A 21,326-nucleotide genomic window follows, 5' to 3' on the forward strand; every position below is an offset into this window, starting at 1 on the left:
GAATCGTAGCTACCTCGACGAGCCAGTGGCACCCCGTCAGTCCTGGGCGAGGATCGAGTAGAGCTTGCGACGTGCGTCGTCAAGCACCATGACGGCCTGCTTGATCTGCTCCGGCGAGCCGGTGCGACCAACCTGCGCCGCTGCCTGGGCGAGCTCGATCCCAGCTTTCGGCAATGCCGCATGACCATGTCCGTGACCAGAATTGGGCGCTGTAGTCTCCCACGGCGCGCTCATGTCAGCGTCAGCGACAGCGGCGCGCCCCTCGTCGGTCAGGGAGTAGATCTTGCGACCATTGGACTCCTCGGCGCTGATCAGGCCCTCGTCGGCCAACAGCTGCAGGGTCGGGTAGACAGAGCCGGCGCTGGGCTTCCAGCTACCGCCACTGCGCTCTTCGATTTCGTGAATGATCTGGTAGCCGTGCATCGACTGCTCAGCGAGCAGCGCGAGCACCGCCGTGCGCACCTCACCACGGCCGGCGCGGGTGCCGGTCTGCTTTTCGAACCGCGAACGAAACTGCTCCATCGCCTGCCAGATGCCGTCGATGTTGCCAGCGTTGAACCCGCCGGTTGGATATGAATTGCCCATGATTGCCTCCTGTAAGTATTGCGAACGATATACAGCGATACGTCAACGATACCCAGCGATGCTTTCGAGCGATACACCTAAAACGGATGCTCAGGGCTGGCTCCCAGACATCGTTAATTTTAGCAATCAGCGTCGATCAAGAGAAAGGCGCGCGCGGGTCTAGCGTTGAATCATGGAACATCCAACACTGCCCGTCACCCACATCGTGAACGTTCGAGCCGACGCAGCGGTGGAACCCGGTCGACTCGGTCACAGCACGGTTCTCTCCTCTCCCGGGGTGCGGGTGGTTGTACTCACTTTCGAGGCCGACTTCATTCTCAAGCAACACTCAGCGCCCAAGATTTTACTGATGCAAGCCCTAGACGGATGCCTACGCGTCACCGCCGGCGGACAGGTCACCGACCTCGTGCCTGGCGCCCTGCTGCGGCTCGATGCCGGCCTGGAGCACGAGGTCGAGGCGCTTGAAGAGTCACGACTGATGCTCACCCTGATCGGCTAGACGCCACAGATTTTCGAGCCACGACTTCGACGAACTACAGCACCCAGTCGAAGGCCTTCGCGGGTGAGCGGGCGCCCTGGGCGGCTTTCGAACGGTTCGGCTCGCCGAGTTCCATCAGCAACGTTTCCGATACGCGCACGAGTGACCCGAACACGTCGGGTGTCAGCCACGGCGGGCGGGTGGCAAAGAGGATGTCCTCGCTCGCGGTGTTGCCACTGGCTCCCGGCGCGAAGGGGCATCCGCCCAGACCACCGAGCGCTCCGTCCACCATGGTGGCCCCGGCGGAAATAGCCGCGAGCGTGTTCGCCACGCCCAGCCCCCACGTGTCGTGCCCGTGAAAAACAATCTCGCGGGCCGGCGTCTCGAGGCGCACACGCGTAATGAGTGACGACACCTGAGCCGGAACCGCCTGCCCGAGCGTGTCACAGATCACCACGTGCGCGGCCCCGGCTGCGCGTTCGTCTTGCGCAATCTGCACTACCCGCGACGGGTCGACCTGCCCGTCGAACGGGCACGTGAACGAGGTCGCGACGCACAATTGGATCTGCCCATCCACATCACGGCTGATCTCCACGGCCGCCGGCATGGCGGAAAGACTCGCCTCGGTGGTGCGGCCGATGTTGGCCTGGTTGTGGGCATCCGTTGCGGAGAAGCAGTACTGAAAGTTGCGGGCGCCCGCGGCGGCGGCGCGCTCCACATGCCGCGGCGTGGCGACCCACACCCAGCACCGCGCCAGCTCAGCGGGCGTGAGCTCCGCGAGCACCTCGAGGGTATTCGCCATCGATGGCACGAGGTCGGGCCGGGCCATCGACCCGACCTCCAGCGACTCCACTCCGAGCGCGAGCAATGACCGAATGGTCGCGAGCTTGCGCTCGGTGGAGAGCATGCCGCCGGTGAGTTGCAGGCCGTCGCGCAGGGTGACGTCACGCAGCACCGCGGTGGGTTCGAGGGTGAACATCAGGCGGGCTGCAATTCGCTCATGATGTGGTCTATCTCGGCAGAGCTCTTGCCCAGAACTCCAGACAGCACCTCGCGGGTGTGCTCCCCGAGGTCAGGCCCGAGGGTCTGGATGTCGAGTGAGCGTTCGCCGATCACGGGCACAATGCCAGGGAAACCCACGCCGGGTAAAACCTGCGACCCGTCGGAGACATCGAAGCGCTGGATCATGTTGCGCGCCTCGTACTGCGCGTCCGCGCAGATATCGGCGGCCGTATAGATAGGACCAGACGGAACCCCCGCCTCCTCCAACACGGCCAAAGCCGCTCTCGCCGAAAGCCCCAACGTCCACGCCCCGATCGCGGCGTCGAGCTCATCCCGCCGCAGCCACCGCGCCGCGTTGTTCTGCAACCCGGGGTCGCTCCCGAGGTCATCGCGGCCGATCACGTGCATGTAGCGCTGGTAGATGGCATCCGCGTTGCCGGCGATCACGATGCTGGCGCCGTCGCCGCAGAGGTAGGCGTTGGTCGGGGCGATGCCGTCCATCCGGCCGCCGACTCGCTCCCGCGCCACGCCATACGCCGAATAGTCGGGTATCAGCGATTCCATCATCGACAGCATCGATTCGTTGAGCGCTACGTCGATGACGCGTTCGTGCAACTCGAGCGCAGCATCCGTTCGGCCCTGACGCACCTCGCGCTGAAACAGGGCCATTACCGAACCGAACGCCGCGTAGAGCCCGGCGATCGAGTCGCCGATCGACACGCCGACCCGCACGGGAGGCCGGTCGGGGTCGCCCACGAGGTCGCGAAAGCCGCCCATGGCCTCGGCGACCGCGGCGAATCCAGGGCGCTGCGAGAGCGGCCCGGTCTGCCCGAACGCCGACACCCGGGTGAGAATGAGGTTGGGATTCACCGCGTTCAACGCGGCGGGCCCGAGCCCCCACTTTTCCAACGTGCCCGGCCGAAAATTCTCGAGCACCACGTCGCAGTGCGCCACGAGTTCCAGCACGATGTCGCGCCCCAGCTCGGTCTTAAGATCGAGCACGATCGACTTCTTGTTACGGTTGATCGTGCGAAACAGCATCGACGTGCTGCCGGCGTGCAGCCGCCAGTTGCGCAGCTCGTCTCCGGTTCCGGGCCGTTCCACCTTGATCACCTCGGCGCCGAAATCGGCCAGCATGCGCCCGGCCGTTGGCGCGGCGATGAAGTTGCCGAGTTCGAGCACACGCACACCGGCGAGCGGGGCCACGTTGGTCATATCAAGTCCTTTCAAGCGGATGCTGCGGTGCCAGGCGTGACTATTTTCCGCCGACGAACTCGTTGGTGTAGGTGGTGGCGAGGTCGATCTCGGCGTCACCGACCTCCGGGTTGGCGATGCGCTGGGTGTCGAGCACGGCCTCGGCACCGGCCTCGCTGTTGCGTCCGTCTTCGGTGAGCTGCGGCTTGAGCTCTTCGATGAGCGCGGCGTAGCGTTCGAGGTCTCCGCCGCTGAAGGTCTCCGGCATCTCGGCTGCGATCTCGGCGCCGGTGTGCTCGGCAATGTAGGCGAGCGTCTTGGTCAGCACGTTCGCGAGCTTTTGCGCGGTTTCGGGGTTCTTCTTGAGCCAGTCGCTCTGCGCGTAGAACGACGACGACGGCCACATGTCAGTGTCGTAGTGCTCCTCCACGCCCGCCGGCGAGCGCAGGTCGGCCAGGCTCACGGTTTCGGCGCCGGTGCGCTCCGCGAGCACCGATACGTCGGGCTCGAGCATCACGCCGGCCACGACTCCACCGGACTCCATGGCGGCCACAGCGGATGCCCCGGCGCCCATCGCGACGACACTGACGCCATCGGGGTTCAATCCCGCCTCCTCGAGCAGAAAGCGCAGCATGGTGTGGGTGGAGGAGCCCGGCGCGGTGACGCCAACGCTCTTGCCGATGAGGTCGTCGAGGGATGTGATCTCGGAGGTTGATCCCGGAGCCACGACGAGGGCGATGGCCGGCGACTTGCCCATCTGCACGAACGAGGTGATGCTCTGGTTCTTCGCCTGCATCTGAATGGTGTGCTCGTAGTAGCCGCTCACCACGTTCACGCTGCCGCCGAGCAGCGCGGTGAGGGCCTTCGACCCGCCCTGCAGGTCTTGCAGTTCTACGTCAAGCCCTTCCTCTTCGTAGTAGCCGAGCTGCTCGGCGAGGGTGGTGGGTAGGTAGGTGAGCAGGGTCTGGCCGCCGATGCCGATGGCGACCTTGGGGGTGGCTGCGGCATCCGCTCCCCCGCTTGTGGTACTGCTGCAGCCGGCGAACAGGGTGGCGGTGAGCAACGCTGCGGCGGCCACGGTGAACTTTTTGGGCAGGGACACGGTGTTCTCTTTCTCTAGGAGGATCAGTATTTACGCGCCGGGAACCGGGCGCCAGCGCAGCAGGTAGCGTTCGAGCCGGTTCACGCCGAGGTCGACGAAGAGCACCACGATCATGAGGATGAACATGCCCGCGAACACGCCTTCGGTGTCAAACACGCCCTGGGCCTGAGCGATGACGTAGCCGACGCCAGCGGCAGCGCCGAGGTATTCGCCCACGACCGCGCCCACGATGGCGAAGCCCACGCTGATGTGCAGGCTGGAGAAAATCCAGGTGAGGGCGCTCGGCAGCACGACGTGTTGAATGAGGTGGCGTTCGGTGGCACCGAGCATGCGGGCGTTGTCGAGCAACACCTTGTCGACGCTTTTCACGCCCTGCAGCACGTTGAAGAACACGATGAAGAAGACCAGGGTGACGCCGAACGCCACCTTCGACTCGATGCCGAGCCCGAACCACAAGAGGAAGATGGGCGCGAGCACCACGCGGGGCAGGGCGTTGAACATCTGCACGAACGGTTCAAACAGCCGCTCGAGAAAACGCACCCTGGCCAGCAGAAAGCCGAGAATAAGGCCGAGCCCGGTGCCGATGATGAAGGCGTAGAGGGCTTCCTGCAGGGTGATCCAGAGGTGCGGAAAGATGAACCCGGTCACGATCCAGTCCCACACAGCCACGCCGATGGCGCTCGGCAGCGAGAAGAAGAACGTATCGATCACGCCGGCCCGGCCGAGAATCTCCCAGGCACCGAGCACCACCGCGGTGAGCAGCAGCTGGTAGAAGCGCATCAGCGCCGCGGGCGTTTCGCTGCGAGGCCGGGCCGGGCCGCTGCGGGGCCGGCGGGCAGCGGATGCGGCGGGCGCGGCATCCGTTCGAGTAGTCGTCGTTGACATGTCAGGCCGCCTTTGCCGCGTAGGTCTTGGCCACTTCGTCGCGCAGCTTGCCCCAGATCTCCCGGTGCAGTTCGACAAACTGCGGGTCGTCACGAATCTCGAGCAGGTTGCGCGGGCGCGGCAGGGTGATGTCGTAGCGGGCCACCACGTGGCTCGCGGGGCCGGCGCTGAGCAGCACGACCTCGTCGCTGAGGGCGATGGCTTCGTCGAGGTCGTGGGTGATGAAGATCACGGCCTTGCCCGACTCCTGCCAGATGTCGAGCAGCTCGTTTTCCATGATCTGGCGGGTCTGCACGTCGAGGGCGGAAAAGGGTTCATCCATGAGCAGAATGTCGGGGTTCACGATCCAGGCCTGCGCGATGGACGTGCGCTTGCGCATGCCGCCGCTGAGCTGGTGCGGGTAGCGGTCTTCGAAGTTCGACAGGCCCACCTTGGCGAGCCAGCGGCGCGCCTCGGCGGCCGCTTCCTTCTTGCCAACGCCGCGCATGATGAGGCCGAGCGACACGTTGTCGAGCACGGTCTTCCACGGCAGTAGGGCGTCCTGCTGAAACATGTACGAGGCTCGGCGGTTGACGCCCACCACCGGGGCGCCGAAACTGCGCGCCTCGCCCTGGCTCGGCGCCATCAGCCCAGCGGCCATGTTGAGCACCGTGGACTTGCCACATCCTGTTGGGCCCACGATCGACACAAACTTGCCCGGCATCACCGTGAGGTCGATGCCCTTAACCGCGAAATACGAGCCGCCCTGGGGCGTCACGAACTCCTTGGTGCAGGCATCGAGCTGAACCGCCGGTACGTGCGCTGTTTCTGTTGACGTCATCGTCATGCATTCCTTACAGGCCGGGTGTCGAAATACTCACTCGCATTGAGAGTGAACCACTCGCAATGTGGTTACATGAACCCTAGTGGCGCTTTGCACCCGAACGCAATGAATAATGGCTCTGTGACAAACGAATGCTTCGCTCGCAGAGCGCAGACAAGGACACCTCGTGACTGAAACAGCTGGCAACCGCATTTTGGTGCTGGGCAAGATTCGCCAAATCATGGACTGCTTCACCGTGGAGGAACCCACCCTGTCGCTGAGCGCGATTCGCAAACGCGCCGGACTGCCCGAGAGCACCACGCAGCGCCTCGTTCAGAACCTGGTGTCGGAGGGCTTTCTCGACCGCGACGGCAGCGGCTACCGCATTGGTCTGGGCGTGGCGCGCTGGGCGATCAATGCCACGCAGGGCCTCGACGTGATCCAGGCCTCCCGCCCGATGCTGCAGACCCTGCGTGAACAGACCCAGGAGTCATCGGTGCTCTATGTGCGCTGGCGGCAGTACCGAACCGTGGTGGCCACGGCGCGCTCGCCGCGCGCCATCTCCCGCGTGCTCGAGGTGGGCACCGTCATGCCACTGCACCTGGGTTCGGCCGGCAAGGTCTTTCTGGCCTTCGATGAATTCGCCCGACAGGAGCTGCTGACCGTTGCGCCGGAGGAGGCGCTGCCCGCCGAGCTGCTGGATCAGATTCGCACCCAGGGCTGGGCGTCATCGTTCGAGGAGCGCGAGCCCGAAGTCGCCTCGGTGAGCTCCCCCGTCTTCGACCACCATGGCAATGTGGTGGCCGTGGTGGGCATCGTAGCCCCGTTTTCGAGGCTCAACGAGGCGACCGCGGTTCCAGGGTATACGGAGCCGGTCGTTGAGTGCGCGGCGCTGATCTCGGCGGCGCTGGGGTTTGAGAGAATAGGACCATCATGAAGACCCTCCTCAATATCATCTGGTTCGTGCTCTCAGGCTTCTGGCTGTTCCTCGGCTACATGGTGGCCGCGGTCATCATGTGCGTGCTCATCGTCACCATCCCGTGGGGCATTGCGGCCGCGCGCATCGGCGTCTACGCCCTCTGGCCGTTTGGCAAGACCGTGGTTGAGACGCCGAACGCCGGGGTCGCGTCGCTTCTCGGCAACGTCGTCTGGGTCATTCTGGCCGGCTGGTGGATCGCCCTCGAACATTTGATCTCGGGCATCGCTCTCTGCTTCACCATCATTGGTATCCCTTTCGGAATCGCCAACTTCAAGCTGATCCCGGTGGCCCTGATGCCGCTCGGCAAGCAGATCGTCGACACGCCCTAGCGTGCACAGGTCATGCCGTCGGTAATCAGGAACTGAGTGCGTGCGCGCGTGCCGCCATGCGCTTTTGGCGTGCCCGGCGAAAGAGTACGAGAAAGACCACGACAGCCGCGGCACCGAGACCGGCGACCACCCACATATACCCGGCACTCCGGACCGCCGCGAAGAGCAGCGCACCGATCGTGAGCACCACGGCCAAGAAGGCGAGGGTGAGGTAGCGGTCGTCCAGCCTTTTAAACGGATGCATCGGCTCCAGTGGCGGCTCGGTGACCGGCTCCCAGACCACGATGAAGAACGTGGCGATGGGCCCAAGTAACAACGAGACCAGAAACCAGTTCCAGCGGGATGTGTGGGGCTTCCTATCCCTCATCCGATGAGCCGTCATCAGCATCGGGACCATTGATTGCTGCTCGATCCACCGAGCACCCGCACAAACACGCGTTGCACGTTTGGGTGGAGCCATTGGGCCCGTCTCCACTGTACGGATTCCTGGTGCTGAGCGCCGGACCGGGGCTCTTGGCGCGAGCTAAAATTGGCCTCAGAACATCTTCGAGCCGGCAGCCGCGCGACCGGTGCATGAGCGTTGATCGGGCCCTTTGAGAATCTCTCCAGCCAGCAGAGCAAAACCTGGCCCGTCACTGGACCCGATGAATCCACTTTCGAGAGTTCGCATCGGTCAAGTGCAGTACGACCCTTCGATCATCTAGTCCAGACAGGGCGTCGGTGAACGGGTCACCAACCGTCTCGAAACGCAGGTCCGTGTAGAACGACAGGGCACTTTTTCGGGCATTGGCCCAGACCAGGTCAACAGCAAGCTCGGAGCCTCGCGCCAAGACGGCTCGCATGAGAGCCTGCCCAATGCCCCGACCTCGGTAGGGTGCCAAAACAGCCACACCCCAGAAACGCATTGAAGAGTGCTCATCGAACGCTACGTCGGGGAACGGCGCTGGACCGCAACTCGCGCACCCGACTGTCACACCATCGTCAGTTCGAGCAACGAAGTGCCTCGCACGCCGATCACGGTCTGGCGCAATTTCAAGTTGTTGCCAAGCAAGCACCGTCGAGCGCAACGCTTTAGTTTGCTTCAGGCCACTATCGCCGATCGTGATTCCATACATAAGTTAACCTCCGACACGTTCACTGATAAAAGCGATGAGTGGTTTGCGACGGCTCTGTTGCAGACGGATGCGCTGCATTCGCTTGATCAACAGCGCGACATTCACGATGAACCCGCCACAGAGAAGCGCCGCGATCGCAACGGTCGTCACCGCGACTGGGAAGGCGGCGCTGGCAAGCATGGGCACCAACGAGGCAGCTGCCACGGCCGCGGAGATGGAGAAGAGGAGTTGTAGCCTTTCGGCTTCAAGTGTCCGTTGGCGTTCGATGCGTTTGGTCTCTGCCTCTGTGACTGCCGCGAACCGTTCTTCAGCTGTCCGACGGTGCCCTTCGACATTGAACGCAGATGAAAGCGTCTTTGAAACCCTGATCAGGCGGGGGTCCTTCAGCATGATGTCGGCATTTCCGACCTCGGCGGCATCGGCTGCAAAGACACCCCTGAACCTCGCCAACTCGTATATGCCGCTTTCGTCGCCATCGGCGCTACCGTCGGCGATGCCCCGACCGAGCAGGTAGAGCCAGCATTGCGAGACGAACCATTGGGCGTGCGCGAGCCGGGTCAGGAGCTGAATCTGATCTACCAGCGACTTCGAGGTGACGTTATCTTGATGCTCGACGACAGTCACCCAGCCAGTCGATGCCGTTTTCACCCCCGAGACACAAAGCCCATGAAACTCTGGCGGCGTTGAATTCAGCCCCCGAAAATTTGAAGGAACCAGCTCAAGGAGCTCGGCGTACTCCGCCTCATCCTTTGAGGCTTGATCCGTGATGAAGATCGTCCGAAAGTCGTGGAACGCGTAGCGTCCGGGTCTTGGAACGAGAAGATCCTCGACTAGAACAATCACGGTATCGACCACCACCGATAGCTCGCCAACATCGGCGCGTCGCGACTCGGAGAAGCCTGTCTGCACACGCAGGGACTCGGTCATCGAACCAGCCCGAGCCAAGTACGGCAGGTAATCTGCGTTCTTCCAAGAGACAAACCCGTCGTAGAAGTCCAGCAACTGGTCAGGCCTGGTTGATTTCGGGAGAGTGAAATCAAGAGTGAGGTGCATCACGCCGAGCCAAGGGTAGATGTAGCCAACGCGTTCAACTTCGTAGCTTTGCCCCGCAATGTCAGCCACGAACATCGGCGTTTCGAAACGAATGATTGGGTCGTGCCAATTCAGGTACGAGAGGTTGAACGAGCGCGCGCCAAGTGCGTCAATGCCGACGTTTCCGTATGCCTCTTGCAGGCGTTGCATGGCAGCTCGGACATCACCTAGTCTGCCCCCGAGGTCGTAGGCGGCGATGACTTGGATGTTTTTCATGACTACAGGAATTGTGTCAGCCTCCTGAGGAAGCACTCCGCCATACGCATGCCCCATTTCGGGGGTGGAGTACCTGTGGAACGAGCGGAACCCTTGCTACGGCGGTGGCGCGCCCTGTGGCTCCCCCCTCGCGGACAGACTTAGGCGTTTGTAGCCATTGGGCTACGAAGAGTTCGAGTTTCACCCGAACCCGGAACTCGTGCTACATCACGAATCGTGTGTTAACGACCCCGGTTCGGCCATCTCCCGCCGTCAAATCGGGGTTTACGCCGCTAATCACACCTGCATCCACGCAGCAATAACGCCGAACATGGCTGCGGAAAACGCGATGGCATCAGTGGTGACCGCTTATCGCGGCGTTCGCAACCGAATCGCACCCTTGGCGGTCGACGGGTCGACCACTCCGAGGCGCCGTGCGGCCCCGGCCAAACTGACCTCCCCGAGACAGCCCTAAAAGAGCTCGCCCGGGTGAGGAGGGTTGTGCATTCCGGTTATCTTGGTCCCTTTCTTCTGCTCCATTCGTTTCAGTGGAGCTCACAGAGCCGTTCGGCAGCCTGGGCGTCAATATGCGGGCGCAAAGCCTCGTCGTCGAGCAGTTGGCTGAACCCGACTGCAGCCCTGCGGCCGCCCATTCGGAGCCGAATCCGGCGGTCATCAACCCTTTGATCTGCAGGTGTTTCGCGAGCGCGACAGTGAAGCCGTTCAGTCAAGGTTCGCTCGGTGGGCCGCCGCATCGAACTCCGCAATGCGCTGCCGAAGTTGCAGCGCCTTAAGTGACGCGGCGAAGGCTTGTTCAAACGCGGCAGCGTCCTTCGAGCGGATACCGTCGAGCAGACTCACCCACTCCCCCACCTCGATCCGGATATAGCTCCAGAACAGACCGCGGGTAACGACGAGAATCTCGACGTCCTCAACCGCGGTCACGATAGCGACGCCACCAAGGGTGACCGTGACCTTGTCGCCGTGGAGTGCAAGTTTCCAGTCGCCGGCGCGTGTGAGGGCCTTGCCCCAGGCGGATGGCTGCCAAGTCGGCGGCATGCTGGCTGTCCTCTCGCTAGCTCGGCGAGTTCGATCCGGTTGCAGGGCCTACGGCTGAATGGCCGTGCAGTCCAACAATCGTCCCGAGTGCGCGAGGCGGGCTTCAGCCCGTACTCCGCACTCTAGTCAACACGTAGCCCGCCCACGGCCCTCGGACAGGGCTCATTTAGGGAGGTTCTGGCGAATCAGAGCGCCACGGCAGCAACAAGCGGAGCGGCGCCAATGGATACCCCCGCTGCGGATCAGAGCAGCGGAAACGCACCCGCCAGCCGGGTGAGGGCTGCCTCCCCCACGATCGGAATACCGTAGTCGCGGGCCTTGCGCGCCTTGCCCGAGAGGGAGTCAGGGTCGGCAGCAACGAGAAGCGTGACCTTCTTGGTCACCGCACTCTTTGGCGCGAAGCCGCGGGCCAGCAGTTCCGATTCCCAATCGCTGCGCGGCCGGTTCATGTCCCCGGTGAGCACAACGAGGTCACCGAGGTGTAGTTCGAAGTGCGCACTCGCCACCGAGGCGGTGGCCTGCTCCGGCTGGTCGAGCGCGGCGTCGAGCGCATCCGCTGAGATGTCGAGGAGGTTGGCGACGTCGACGAGGTCGGCCATCTCATCCGTTGTGAGGGTGCCGTCGGCCCAGGCAATGCGGGCGAGCGCGGCGAAATACTCGCCGTGCAGCAGCTCGCAGCGGTGGCGGCTGAGGCCGAGCTCCTCGGCGAGCTGCACGAGCGCCTGCGCTTCGTGAGCAGAAAGTTGTCGGTCGAGCAGGCAGCGGTCGAGCAGAGCAAGGTAGTCCTGGTGTTCGGCCGGTCCGCTGATTTCGGGCAGTCGCACGCTGATGCGCGCCAGAAAAGCGGATGCTGTCTGCTCCGTCGCGAAATCCGGCCGCGCGTACCACGGGCGCGCCGACGCCGGCAGGGTCGGCCAGCGGTAGGCGGCGGCCCGGTCGAGTGGGTCGGCCCACAGGGTGGGGTCGGCGGCGATGTAGTTGCTGAGCAGCCGGGCGGTGGCGTTGGTATCGACGGAGGCCCGGTGCGCTCCGGTGAGATCGATGTCATAGGCAGCGCAGCAGTCGGCGAGCGACCGACCTGTGCCGGGCAGAAATTCCCGGGCCAGCTGCATTGTGCACAGGCTGATCACCGGGTCGGTAATCGGGTAGCCAGCACGGGCAAGTTCGGCGAGCAGAAACCGAGTGTCGAAGGCGGCGTTATGAGCCACGATGACGCGGCCATCGAGCAGTGCCACGAGCAGCGGGGCCACCTCAGCGAAGGTGGGAGCGAGCATGACATCGGCGGCACGCACGCGGTGAATGTCCTGACGCCCAAGGTCACGCCCGGGGTTGATGAGCGTCTCCCATTGGCCTTCGATCTGCCCATCGGCGCTGACATGCGCGACGGCCACCTCGATGACGCGGTCGTGGCCGCCCGGGAAGAGTCCGGTTGTCTCAAAGTCGATAACGGCGAAACCGGGCATATTGCTCCAGAGCTGAACGGGGTGGTCCTCTGACTGTAACGAGGGGGTAGACATGGGCGCGGCCCACAGACGAGGGGGTGTCAGCGGTTGCGACGATAGGGCGTGAACGGTTTGCGGTACCCGACGACCGGCTTTACGACCGGCACCGACGGGCTGCCGTCGATGGAGAGCGTGGTCTTGCAGCGCGGGTAACGCCGGCAGCCGAGAAACGGTCCGCGCTTGCTAGTGCGCTCGACCATGAATTCGCGGCCGCAGCGCGGGCAGACGATCGAGTGCAGCACCTCGCCGATGGCGTTCGTGCGCACCACGCCCTGGTCGCGAATGAGTTCCATGACGAAGCGCGATTCGCGCTTGTCGATAGTGACAAGTAGAACGCTGCGCCGCGCGCGGGTCAGCGCCACATAGAACAAGCGACGCTCTTCGGCCTTCGGAAATTCTTCGGCTGCCGGCATGGCGAGCCGCAACACAGGGTCGTTCGGGATGATGCTCGGGAACCCCCATTTTCCCGACACCAAGCCAGGAATGACGATGTAGTCGGCCTCGCCGCCTTTCGATGCGTGAATCGTCATGAACGAGATATCGAGCAGGTCCCGAAGGTGCGTGCAGCCGTCCAGATAGCTACTCTGGTGCCGATACCGACCGAGCACGAGCACCGACAATTTGCGGCCAGGCACGCTGGGAATCGCGCCGCTCGCGACGTGGCTGTGAAGCGTGGTCAAACGATGACGGATGGCTGCTGCCACGGCATTATCAGCTTCAACCGTCATGATCCCCACGGTCGGTGCATATTCGGCCGTCGAAGAGACGACGCTTTTGGCGATCTGCACGGGGTTCTGCATGACGAAGGCGCTGGAGACATCCGCTATTGATTGCGAAAAACGAAAGGTGCGTTCGAGTCGCATGATGTCGCTCGGGCCGAACCAGCCTTCAAAGCCCGTCATGACCGACACATCGGCACCGGCGAAGCGGTTGATGCTCTGCCAGTCGTCGCCGACCGCGAATAGGTAGCTCCCAGGTGTGGTCACGAGCGCGCGTGCGAGGCGGGCACGGGCAAAGCTGGCGTCCTGAAATTCGTCGACCATCACGAGGTCGTATGGGCTGTCCCAGTCTCCGTCTTCGAGGTGCTGCGCCGAGAGCGTGAGCATGTCTTCGAAGTCGATGCAGTTGTCGGCTGCTAGTTTCTCGTTCCATTCCCGACGGATGGCCGCAAACAGTCTCAGGAACGATGCGTCGCGATAGCGCACCGGACCATGGGCTAATTCTGCGAGGCGAACGCTCAGCTGCTCATCGGTGAGGCAATTGCTCTTCGCGTGGATAAGGAACGAACGAAAGGTGCCCAGCAGGAGGGCATTCTCGACCGGCTTCTGGCCGACGGCAAGCCGGTCGGCGTCGGGCTGCAGCGAGATTCCTCGTTGGGTCAGCTCGGCTCCTAAACGAGTGAGATCCCTTCCACTCCAGAGCTCGGACATCGTGGTTTCAAGCAGAGTGGTCCCGTTGGTGTGATGTATTTTGCGCTTCCACGCGACGCTCTCGAGATAGCCGTCAAAGGGCGACAACCCCTCCGCATCGATCGCCCAGTGCTCGTGATATGCGTTGATGGCCGGATAGTAGAAGTCCGGTCGGTACTGCACATGCTCGGCGTCAACGGTCTCAATTTCGTAGCGCTTCTCGTAGATGTAATCGACACCGTTGAAGAACAGCCAGTCAGCGATCATCCGCTCGCCAGCGCTTTTGACGGTTTCACCGCGAGATGTCTGAAACCCCTCATTGGCGTCGGCTTTCGTTCCGTCGTCATCAGGGTAGTCACGGGCCAGCACAGCGCGAAAGAAGTCCCACTCCGAGCGGAACATAACGTCGGTGGCGCGCAACCGGTCGACAATTAAGCCGAGTTGTTCTATATCTTTGCCGCCCTCGAGCCTTGGAGCCAAAGACGGCTTCTTGCCGGTGGCCTGGCCGATAACGTCGAGGCCGAAGGCATGAAATGTGCGGGCGACAACCTGCTCGGCATTGAGGCCCAGAGGTGAAAGCCGGTCGCGGGTGCGCTGCTGCAATTGTTTGGCTGCCGTCGAGTTGAAGGCGAGCATGAGTATCTTGTCCGCCGGAATGAGGTTGCGGTGCAGCGCGTAGCCGGCTTTGGCAACCATGGTGGAAGTCTTGCCCGAGCCGGCGGCTGCGACGACCAGCATGCGGTTATCAAAGCAGATCACGGCGCGAGTCTGCTCTGGGGTCAGCGGAGAGGATTCCACGTTGTCGAAGAATTCGCGGCAGTCCTCAGTCTCAGACTCGAGATAGTTCTGGTTTTCACCTGCAACGACGTCTTGCACGTCTTTCGCCCAGCTGGCAATGGTGTTGACGATGCCGACCGGCTGGACGGCAATATAGGGGTGCAAGGCCTTATCGTCGAGCAAGTGGCTGAAGCCCACGGCGGTCTTGCGGTTCGCCCATTCGGTGCTGAATTCGGTGGTGACCCAGCCCTTGGTCTGCATATGTTCGGTGAGCGCGGCAGTGAAGCCGTTTAGCCACAGCGTTGCCTGGTGGGCTGCCGCATCGAACTCGGCGATGAGCTGCCGAAGTTGCAGCGACTGCCGCGACGCCGTGAAAGCGTACTCAAACGCGGCAGCGTTTTTCGAACGGATGCCGCGGAGCCGGCTCACCCGTTCCGCCACCTGCAGCTCGATCTGGCTCCAGAACAGGCCGCGGGTGACGACCACGGTCGACACGTCCTCAACCGCGGTCGCGGTGGCGACACCGCCGACGGTGACGGTGACAATGTCGTCGTGCAGCGCGAGTTGCCAGTCGCCGGACTTGGTGAAGGCTTTGCCCCAGGCGGACGGCCGCCACGTCGGACGTGCGTGTTTGGTCATCGGGAACTGATCAGGAGTTTGATCGTGCTTGCACCGAAGCCGATGAGGGAAAGCGGAATTGTGAACATGAAAAACGTTTGGGCCAGGGAAGTCATGCGTACGATCGAGGCCGTGGGAACGTCCGAAGCGCCCATCCCATATTGCTGCGCGACGTATCCGGCCCCGGCAACGAGAACGGGGAAGCCCAGCGCCATTTCGAAGAGCTTCAGGCCGTTGTGCCGAAATACCTGCACGATGCCGTCAAGCGGCCAAGAGGCAACGAAGGGCAAGATTCCCGCCCACAACTTCACGGCTGCCACTCCTGCGAATTGCGATGCAATCATTGAACCAATAATGGTGGACCCCCGGGTTCTTCTTGTCTTTTGCCGCCGACTCTGATGTACCGACAACGGTTCGCACCCTTATGAACGAACCGCCTAATCAGCCCGAACCGGCAGAGGCACTTCGAACTGTAGCGCTATCGCTCTCGTGTGCGCGGCCCACGGATAGGGCTATCTAACGGTTGTTGGGGCGTCCTTTTCAGTCTCGAAATCGGAAGTTGTGCACGATCACGCCGCAAATCACGCACCCGGGAATCGTTTGAGGCCTGCTAAAGACATTGCCTCTATCGGCGATCTCAAGACGCTTTCGAACTCGGGCCACGTAACGCTATTCGCCGTAGCCAACCTCGACACCGGTAAGACTGCGATCGGCACGGTGACCAGCGGTGCGTCCCAAGCGATCAGATCCCACGCTGCTAGACCCGCCCCAACATTATCTGCCCGATCCCGGCCATCTGGCGGATCCCGCTCTAGTGGATAGTCGCGTTCGCGCTCGAGGATTCCTCGCTCGGACCTGCACATTGATGCAAGTACAAAGGTGCAGGATTGAAACATGAAGACAGAAGTCCAAACGCCCATGGAGATCTTTTTCCTCCCACAGCAGCTGCAGGTACCCCTGTTCCAGCGCCCGTACGTGTGGCGCGAGGACGAACAGTGGGCGCCCTTGTGGCAGGACATCCGTCGTTTGGCCGAACTGAGACTTAGTAAACCGTTCAGCACAGCTACGCACTTTCTCGGTGCGGTCGTTCTCCAAGGTCACGAAACATTGATCGGACGACTCCCCGCCAGCAACATCATTGACGGTCAACAAAGATTAACGACGCTGCAAATCATCATGGATGCTGCCGCACTCGTTCTCGACGAGGCCGGACTTGATATTTTGGCGGGCCAGCTGGAGTCCCTGACACACAACCAAAGCAATTTCTTGCAGCCTGGGCAAAGCCGGCTGAAGCTGATGCATTCAAACAAGGATCACGCGGCCTTCGATGAGGTAATGAACGTCGAGCCACCCGTCGACCACGTGCGGCTCAAACACTCCGAGTCCTTGATCGTGCAAGCCCACAATTTCTTTGCACGTTCGATCACGCAGTGGCTCGGCGCTCGCACCGCGAAGGAATTCGACTCTCGCGCCGATACCCTTGTTACGGTTCTCTTGCGCGGGCTTCAACTCGTGGTAATCAATCTCGGCGCGGACGAGAATTCACAAGAGATCTTCGAGACCCTGAACGCTCGAGGTACTCCGCTGACCGCCTCCGACCTCATCAAAAACTTCGTCTTCCAGCGACTCACTGCAGAAGGCGGTGATACCAAGCAGGCCTATGCCGAAGATTGGCCTTTCGACACCAAATTCTGGGAGGCTGAAGTCAGCGTCGGGCGGCACAATGTCAGCCGCAGTTCGCTTTTCTTAAACCAGTGGCTCATCTCTCGAACTGGCGATGAGATTGGCCCGCAGTCCACATTCACTCGGTTCAAGTCCTTCGTTGAGCACGAGAGTGGACATACGATCACCGAACTCCTCCCGCTCATCAAACAGCAAGCAGCGATGTACGAGGAGTGGACTGCTGCTGCCATTGAGGATGGCGAGCTCACGGTTGTCGAGATGTGTGTCTACCGCATGCAGGCAAACGGAATCGAGGTACTGAAGCCGCTTCTCATCTGGCTGCACTCCCCCGACCGTTCCATCCCGATTTCCGTGGTTGACGAAGTGGTCGCCATTGCGGAGAGTTGGCTCGTGAGGCGCCAACTTCTCAGCCTCACCGGCTCCGACCTCGGCCGCATCGTTTCGGATGTGATTCGCGTTCATCGTGAGGCGGCACCCACCGATTTAGCCGCCAGCATCCAATCCCACTTGGCGCGACTCAGCGTGTCTAGCACCTATTGGCCTGGCGACCACGAGATTCGTTTAGCGCTATCGACAGAATCCACCTATCGCCGGTTCAAGCGCGGTCGTTTACGGGTGCTGCTTGAATCAATCGAAAACAGGTTTCGTTCGGAGTCCGGCCAACCGCAGGTGCCTCGCAAGGGCTATCCAATCGAGCACGTGATGCCCCAGAAATGGGAAACGAGTTGGCCGGTGGATGGGCTAGAAGCCGAACAGGAACGCGCTGCTCATGTCCACCGTTTGGGAAATCTCACCCTCCTCACCAAAACGCTGAATTCCAAGGTTTCAAACGGGCCCTGGCTCGCTAAGCGAGAATCATTCAAGGAACATGACACGTTTCTCCTGACCAGCAGGCTCGTGAACGCAACAAACGATCAGGAATGGGATGAGTACCAAATCGACCGCCGCACGGAGATTCTCATTGATGCACTCTTGAAAAACTTTCCCGTGCCAGTCGATCATGTCGGCTTAGTTACAGACGCCCCCGTGAAAGAAGCAGACATAGTTGAGATCAAAGACCTAGTAATAGCTGGTCTCCTCAACAACGGAACTCGGCTCAAGTCCCGCCCCGGTAAGTGGAATTCCGTGGACGCGATCGTGCAAGCCGACGGCCACCTTGAGGTAGACGGCAAGACGTTCACCTCGCTCTCTGGCGCAGGCTCGCACGTCCGTGGCGGGGCCACCAACGGGTGGTACTTTTGGCGACTCGATGACGGCAGAACGCTGAAGGACGTCCGTGATGCTTACCGCAGTGCAAACACCGCTGACTCGCCCAAAGATGGGGAGGAGGCATCGAGCGAGGATCTCGTTGTGTCCATACGAGGTTGAGGAGATATGGGCCGCGGATGAGCCCTATGCCTTGTCACAGTGACTGTCACCTCCGGTTGGCGTCGGCTGGTCACTGCCGTTGTCGGCATGGACGGCGATCACTTTAACAGTGCCGGGCGCGATGACGGGGGCAGGCAATAGGCTGCAGGGGTACGTGGGGTGAGGACGAAAACGCGGTACGCATGAACGTGGAACAGCCGTCGGTGAGCGAATCATTTGACATGCTCGTAGGGCTGGTAGCGGCGGTGAAGGCACCCTCGCGGCACCCGACTCGGCAGCGCGGTGCACAAGCGGCTCAAGCTGAGCAACATCACCGACGGCCTCGATTTCTCCGCCCTGGCTGTGGATATCGCGCACGCGTTCGACCTCGCACGCTGGAGGCGCTGGCCCGATCGGCCATCGGCTCTGAGCCCGGAGCCCGCGCGCCCGGCCGCGAACATTGGCGGGAGCTGCTGTTCGCGGCCGCCCTCGACGCCCGGCAAACGCAGAGTACCGTGTTTGAGGACATCGCCGACCTGGTCTACCGCGAAGACGACGACAGCCTGGTGATCGTTGATTTCAAGACCAATATCGGCCTCAGTGCGGAGCAGATGGATGCCTACTGGCACCAGCTCTCGACCTACGCCGACTTCATTCACCGGGCAACCTGCCAGACCGTGAGCGAACTCGCGCTCGTCTTCTGTCGTTCCGACCCGGCGCAGGCGTTTCCGCGGGTGGCCGTTTAAACCGTCACGCTGCTGCGCCGTGACGGCGATCGCTGTCGTGCGGCGACGATGCGACCAGCCCTAGCAGCTAGGGACCCTAACGTTGTTAGGGCTTCTCGACCTTTTTGCCCCTCGCCGGCTTCGGCGATGTCTCGGCCGGTCGGACAGTTACCTCCGGTTCCGGCATCATCGCGCTGTACCGCTCCTCCTCGTCGAACATGCGCTTGGTCTTGCCTCGCACGTCTTTCACGTAACGCCCCATAGAGGCGCTCATGTTCGATACCGCGTCGGTACTCGCCATGAAGGTCATAGAGCTGCCGGCGTCAAACCCGAGGCGTTCACCCGACAGCACTGCGTCTTGGTTGGCCCCGAGAAACATGAAGTCCCAGCTGTACTGCTCTTTCTGGCGCGTAACGAGAGCGCGCACGGCGTCTAGGCCGAACTCGCGGCTGGAGTTCTCGTCGCCGTCGGTGACGACCACGACCTGCACGGTTTCGGGGCGGGCGTGTTCGGGCAGCGCAGCCAGAACCCGACCGAAGCCAGTTACCGACTGACCAATGGCGTCAAAGAGCGCCGTGGCGCCCCGCGGCTCGAGAGAGATCGTGACGCTCTTCGGGTCGGCCAACGAGCACTGCGTTTCAATCTCAGTGTCGAACGTGACGATGTCGACGGTGAGCATGCCCGGCTCGGCCGCCTGCTCGGCGAGCATCGTGGTGAGGCCGCCCACCATGTCATCGCGGATGCCTGTCATCGAGCCACTGCGATCGATGACCAGCAGCATGGCGGTGTAGTTCGGATCAGTCATGGTGTTCCCCTTCAAAGTTGCTCCCGGCGGGAACAAGATGAGTGTCGCAGGAGCCACCGACATTGGTCCGTGCACAGCACTGAGGCGCCAATTCAGTGACGTCAGGCTGCTCCGCGCCGCCCTAAGGTGCGGCGATCGCTCTCGATACCGGCCGTCGAGGAACGCGTGTGCCCAAACCAGCTGGTCGCCACGTGGCTCGCGCGATCGCAAACCTTCCGCATGAGCAAATTTCGGGCCTTGGCTCTTCCCTGCGCGCAGTCCTCAGAGAGCTGATAGAACTGCTGTATGTATTCGCCCGAACAGGAGCTAGCTCTTCGCCTTGAGATCTTCCGCCTTCTCGAGGAGCGAGAGGTAGGTGGACAGTACGAATTCAGTCGTGACGAGCTCGCAAATTTCTACATCGGCGAGCTCCGGCTCCCGTTGATCGATCGCGGCAGGGGAATTCGAAATCCCGCCGAATTCAGCTCGACGCTGAGCATCATGACGACCGTCGACGGTCCGTACGCAGACGTGCTCGATACCGCAGCGTTCGTGAAGTACGACTATCGAGCGGGGAACAGCAGCGACAATGTCAAGCTGCAGCGCGCACATCAGCTTCAAGCTCCTCTCATCTATTTCGAAGCCATCCGCACGGGCGTCTATGCGGCTCACTACCCCGTCTACGTGGTCGCGGATGACCCAGTTGCACGGGTATTCACAATCACGATGGATGAGTCTCTCCGCTTTTTCGGTGACCCCACCACGCTGCCGCCCGACCAACGGGCGTACGCCGAGCGCACCGTGCGAGCACGACTCCACCAACCCGCATTTCGCGCCAAAGTCATGCACGCGTATGCCGAAAGCTGTGCCGTCTGCTCGCTGAAGCATGTCTCGCTCCTCGACGCCGCGCACATCATTCCTGACGGTGAACGGGACGGCTTTGCACGCGTGACCAACGGATTGGCGCTCTGCAAAATCCACCACGCCGCGTATGACCGAGACCTTCTCGGAATCACCCCCGACTACATCGTTCGCATCGACCATGCACTTCTCGATGAGGTTGACGGACCGATGCTGCGGCATGGGCTTCAGGACATGCACGGAAGGGCGCTCGCGGTCCCCCGCCGCGCTGCCGATCGCCCTTCCCGAGAGGCGCTGGCAACGCGATTCGAACAATTTGCGGCCTATTAGTCGCCCTATTCCGATGTGCCAGTGGCCCGGACGTCGGCTCGAGGCTAGGACTCCACTGCGCGCCTGATCGACTCAGCTACGTCCGTCGGCGCCTCATGTTCCCAGAATCGCACGACCGTCCAACCCGCCTTCTCGAGTTCACGATCCGTGTCTGCGTCGCGTTCCCGGTTTCTGTTGACCTTGGCATCCCAGAACTCTCGGTTGGCCGCCGGCCGTGTGTAGTGCTCCGGGCAACCATGCCAGAAGCATCCGTCGATCAGCACGGCGATTTTCTGCTTCGTGAACACGATGTCGGCAGTGCGGCGCAGGTCGGGCAACGGTCGCACATTGACTCGGTAGCGGAGTCCCTTCGCGTGTAGCAGTCGACGCACGGCCAGCTCGGGCGACGTATCGCGCGCCTTGTTGCCTTGCATTGATCGTCGCGTCGCCGGGGTTGTCGCCCAGGACGAAGGCTCTCTAGTCATCGCGCCCAT

General features: G+C 62.2%; 21 protein-coding genes. 6 read left to right on the top strand and 15 right to left on the bottom strand.

What is annotated here, in order from left to right:
• Positions 1–36: 36 nt before the first annotated feature.
• The gene (locus E3T51_RS00370) at positions 37–585 is read right to left on the bottom strand and encodes a PadR family transcriptional regulator (protein WP_104190838.1); all 549 of its coding nucleotides are present in this window, start codon (positions 583–585) and stop codon (positions 37–39) included.
• 172 nt (positions 586–757) lie between these two features.
• On the opposite strand from E3T51_RS00370, the gene E3T51_RS00375 reads away from it, so the two are divergent.
• Positions 758–1,084, top strand: coding sequence for a cupin domain-containing protein (locus tag E3T51_RS00375; RefSeq protein WP_134526032.1), 327 nt, complete (start codon positions 758–760; stop codon positions 1,082–1,084).
• A gap of 34 nt (positions 1,085–1,118) precedes the next feature.
• On the opposite strand, the gene E3T51_RS00380 is transcribed toward E3T51_RS00375, so the two are convergent.
• From E3T51_RS00380 to E3T51_RS00400, 5 genes are read right to left on the bottom strand one after another with little or no spacing between them, the layout of a single operon-like run.
• Positions 1,119–2,042, bottom strand: a complete 924-nt coding sequence (locus E3T51_RS00380) for a beta/alpha barrel domain-containing protein (RefSeq protein ID WP_134526035.1) — start codon at positions 2,040–2,042, stop codon at positions 1,119–1,121.
• Complete coding sequence (locus E3T51_RS00385; RefSeq protein ID WP_134526038.1) at positions 2,042–3,280, bottom strand: CaiB/BaiF CoA transferase family protein; 1,239 nt, start codon at positions 3,278–3,280, stop codon at positions 2,042–2,044. Before E3T51_RS00385 ends, E3T51_RS00380 begins: the two co-directional genes overlap by 1 nt.
• 40 nt (positions 3,281–3,320) lie before the next feature.
• Entirely contained in the window at positions 3,321–4,361 is a 1,041-nt protein-coding gene (locus tag E3T51_RS00390) for an ABC transporter substrate-binding protein (protein WP_166806326.1), read from the bottom strand.
• A gap of 30 nt (positions 4,362–4,391) precedes the next feature.
• Positions 4,392–5,246: an ABC transporter permease gene (locus E3T51_RS00395; RefSeq protein ID WP_198417810.1), complete on the bottom strand. Its 855-nt coding sequence runs from the start codon at positions 5,244–5,246 to the stop codon at positions 4,392–4,394.
• A gap of 1 nt (position 5,247) precedes the next feature.
• Positions 5,248–6,066, bottom strand: coding sequence for an ABC transporter ATP-binding protein (locus E3T51_RS00400; protein ID WP_104190832.1), 819 nt, complete (start codon positions 6,064–6,066; stop codon positions 5,248–5,250).
• 169 nt (positions 6,067–6,235) lie between these two features.
• Between E3T51_RS00400 and E3T51_RS00405 the strand changes: the two genes are divergently transcribed.
• Together E3T51_RS00405 and E3T51_RS00410 are read left to right on the top strand one after the other, a co-directional pair.
• Positions 6,236–6,985 (top strand): IclR family transcriptional regulator, encoded by a 750-nt coding sequence (locus E3T51_RS00405; RefSeq protein WP_198417811.1) that lies wholly within the window; start codon positions 6,236–6,238, stop codon positions 6,983–6,985.
• Positions 6,982–7,356 carry a YccF domain-containing protein gene (locus E3T51_RS00410; protein WP_134526044.1) on the top strand — a complete coding sequence of 125 codons (375 nt, stop codon included), beginning with the start codon at positions 6,982–6,984 and terminating at the stop codon, positions 7,354–7,356. Before E3T51_RS00405 ends, E3T51_RS00410 begins: the two co-directional genes overlap by 4 nt.
• Before the next feature lie 25 nt (positions 7,357–7,381).
• Here E3T51_RS00410 and E3T51_RS00415 read toward each other — a convergent pair whose 3' ends face one another.
• The 7 genes from E3T51_RS00415 to E3T51_RS00445 form a co-directional block, all read right to left on the bottom strand.
• The gene (locus E3T51_RS00415; protein WP_134526046.1) at positions 7,382–7,723 is read right to left on the bottom strand and encodes a hypothetical protein; all 342 of its coding nucleotides are present in this window, start codon (positions 7,721–7,723) and stop codon (positions 7,382–7,384) included.
• Between the two features lie 265 nt (positions 7,724–7,988).
• Positions 7,989–8,471 carry a GNAT family N-acetyltransferase gene (locus E3T51_RS17460; protein WP_134526049.1) on the bottom strand — a complete coding sequence of 161 codons (483 nt, stop codon included), beginning with the start codon at positions 8,469–8,471 and terminating at the stop codon, positions 7,989–7,991.
• A 3-nt stretch (positions 8,472–8,474) separates the two neighbouring features.
• Positions 8,475–9,779 carry a hypothetical protein gene (locus E3T51_RS00425; protein ID WP_134526052.1) on the bottom strand — a complete coding sequence of 435 codons (1,305 nt, stop codon included), beginning with the start codon at positions 9,777–9,779 and terminating at the stop codon, positions 8,475–8,477.
• A gap of 702 nt (positions 9,780–10,481) precedes the next feature.
• Complete coding sequence (locus E3T51_RS00430) at positions 10,482–10,817, bottom strand: hypothetical protein (protein WP_134526055.1); 336 nt, start codon at positions 10,815–10,817, stop codon at positions 10,482–10,484.
• A 242-nt stretch (positions 10,818–11,059) separates the two neighbouring features.
• Entirely contained in the window at positions 11,060–12,334 is a 1,275-nt protein-coding gene (locus E3T51_RS00435; protein WP_241989086.1) for an exonuclease domain-containing protein, read from the bottom strand.
• Positions 12,335–12,360: 26 nt separating this feature from the next.
• The gene (locus E3T51_RS00440) at positions 12,361–15,144 is read right to left on the bottom strand and encodes a UvrD-helicase domain-containing protein (RefSeq protein ID WP_134526060.1); all 2,784 of its coding nucleotides are present in this window, start codon (positions 15,142–15,144) and stop codon (positions 12,361–12,363) included.
• Positions 15,141–15,434, bottom strand: coding sequence for a hypothetical protein (locus E3T51_RS00445; protein WP_134526063.1), 294 nt, complete (start codon positions 15,432–15,434; stop codon positions 15,141–15,143). The genes E3T51_RS00440 and E3T51_RS00445 overlap by 4 nt, the downstream gene beginning before the upstream one ends.
• Positions 15,435–16,017: 583 nt before the next feature.
• Here E3T51_RS00445 and E3T51_RS00450 point away from each other — a divergent pair.
• Both E3T51_RS00450 and E3T51_RS00455 read left to right on the top strand, forming a co-directional pair.
• A complete protein-coding gene (locus E3T51_RS00450) occupies positions 16,018–18,174 on the top strand; it encodes a GmrSD restriction endonuclease domain-containing protein (RefSeq protein WP_134526066.1) in 2,157 nt (718 codons plus the stop codon).
• 182 nt (positions 18,175–18,356) lie between these two features.
• Positions 18,357–18,899 carry a PD-(D/E)XK nuclease family protein gene (locus E3T51_RS00455; RefSeq protein ID WP_134526069.1) on the top strand — a complete coding sequence of 181 codons (543 nt, stop codon included), beginning with the start codon at positions 18,357–18,359 and terminating at the stop codon, positions 18,897–18,899.
• Positions 18,900–18,984: 85 nt separating this feature from the next.
• Here the strand turns inward: E3T51_RS00455 and E3T51_RS00460 are convergent, their stop codons facing one another.
• The gene (locus tag E3T51_RS00460; protein ID WP_134526072.1) at positions 18,985–19,683 is read right to left on the bottom strand and encodes a vWA domain-containing protein; all 699 of its coding nucleotides are present in this window, start codon (positions 19,681–19,683) and stop codon (positions 18,985–18,987) included.
• Positions 19,684–19,968: 285 nt separating this feature from the next.
• Here E3T51_RS00460 and E3T51_RS16990 point away from each other — a divergent pair, with 285 nt between their 5' ends.
• The gene (locus tag E3T51_RS16990; protein ID WP_134526074.1) at positions 19,969–20,853 is read left to right on the top strand and encodes an HNH endonuclease; all 885 of its coding nucleotides are present in this window, start codon (positions 19,969–19,971) and stop codon (positions 20,851–20,853) included.
• A gap of 44 nt (positions 20,854–20,897) precedes the next feature.
• Here the strand turns inward: E3T51_RS16990 and E3T51_RS00470 are convergent, their stop codons facing one another.
• The gene (locus E3T51_RS00470) at positions 20,898–21,317 is read right to left on the bottom strand and encodes a very short patch repair endonuclease (RefSeq protein ID WP_166806327.1); all 420 of its coding nucleotides are present in this window, start codon (positions 21,315–21,317) and stop codon (positions 20,898–20,900) included.
• Positions 21,318–21,326: the final 9 nt, after the last annotated feature.

Origin of the sequence: Cryobacterium serini, from assembly GCF_004404025.1 — a bacterium.
Taxonomy (GTDB): Bacteria; Actinomycetota; Actinomycetes; order Actinomycetales; family Microbacteriaceae; genus Cryobacterium; species Cryobacterium serini.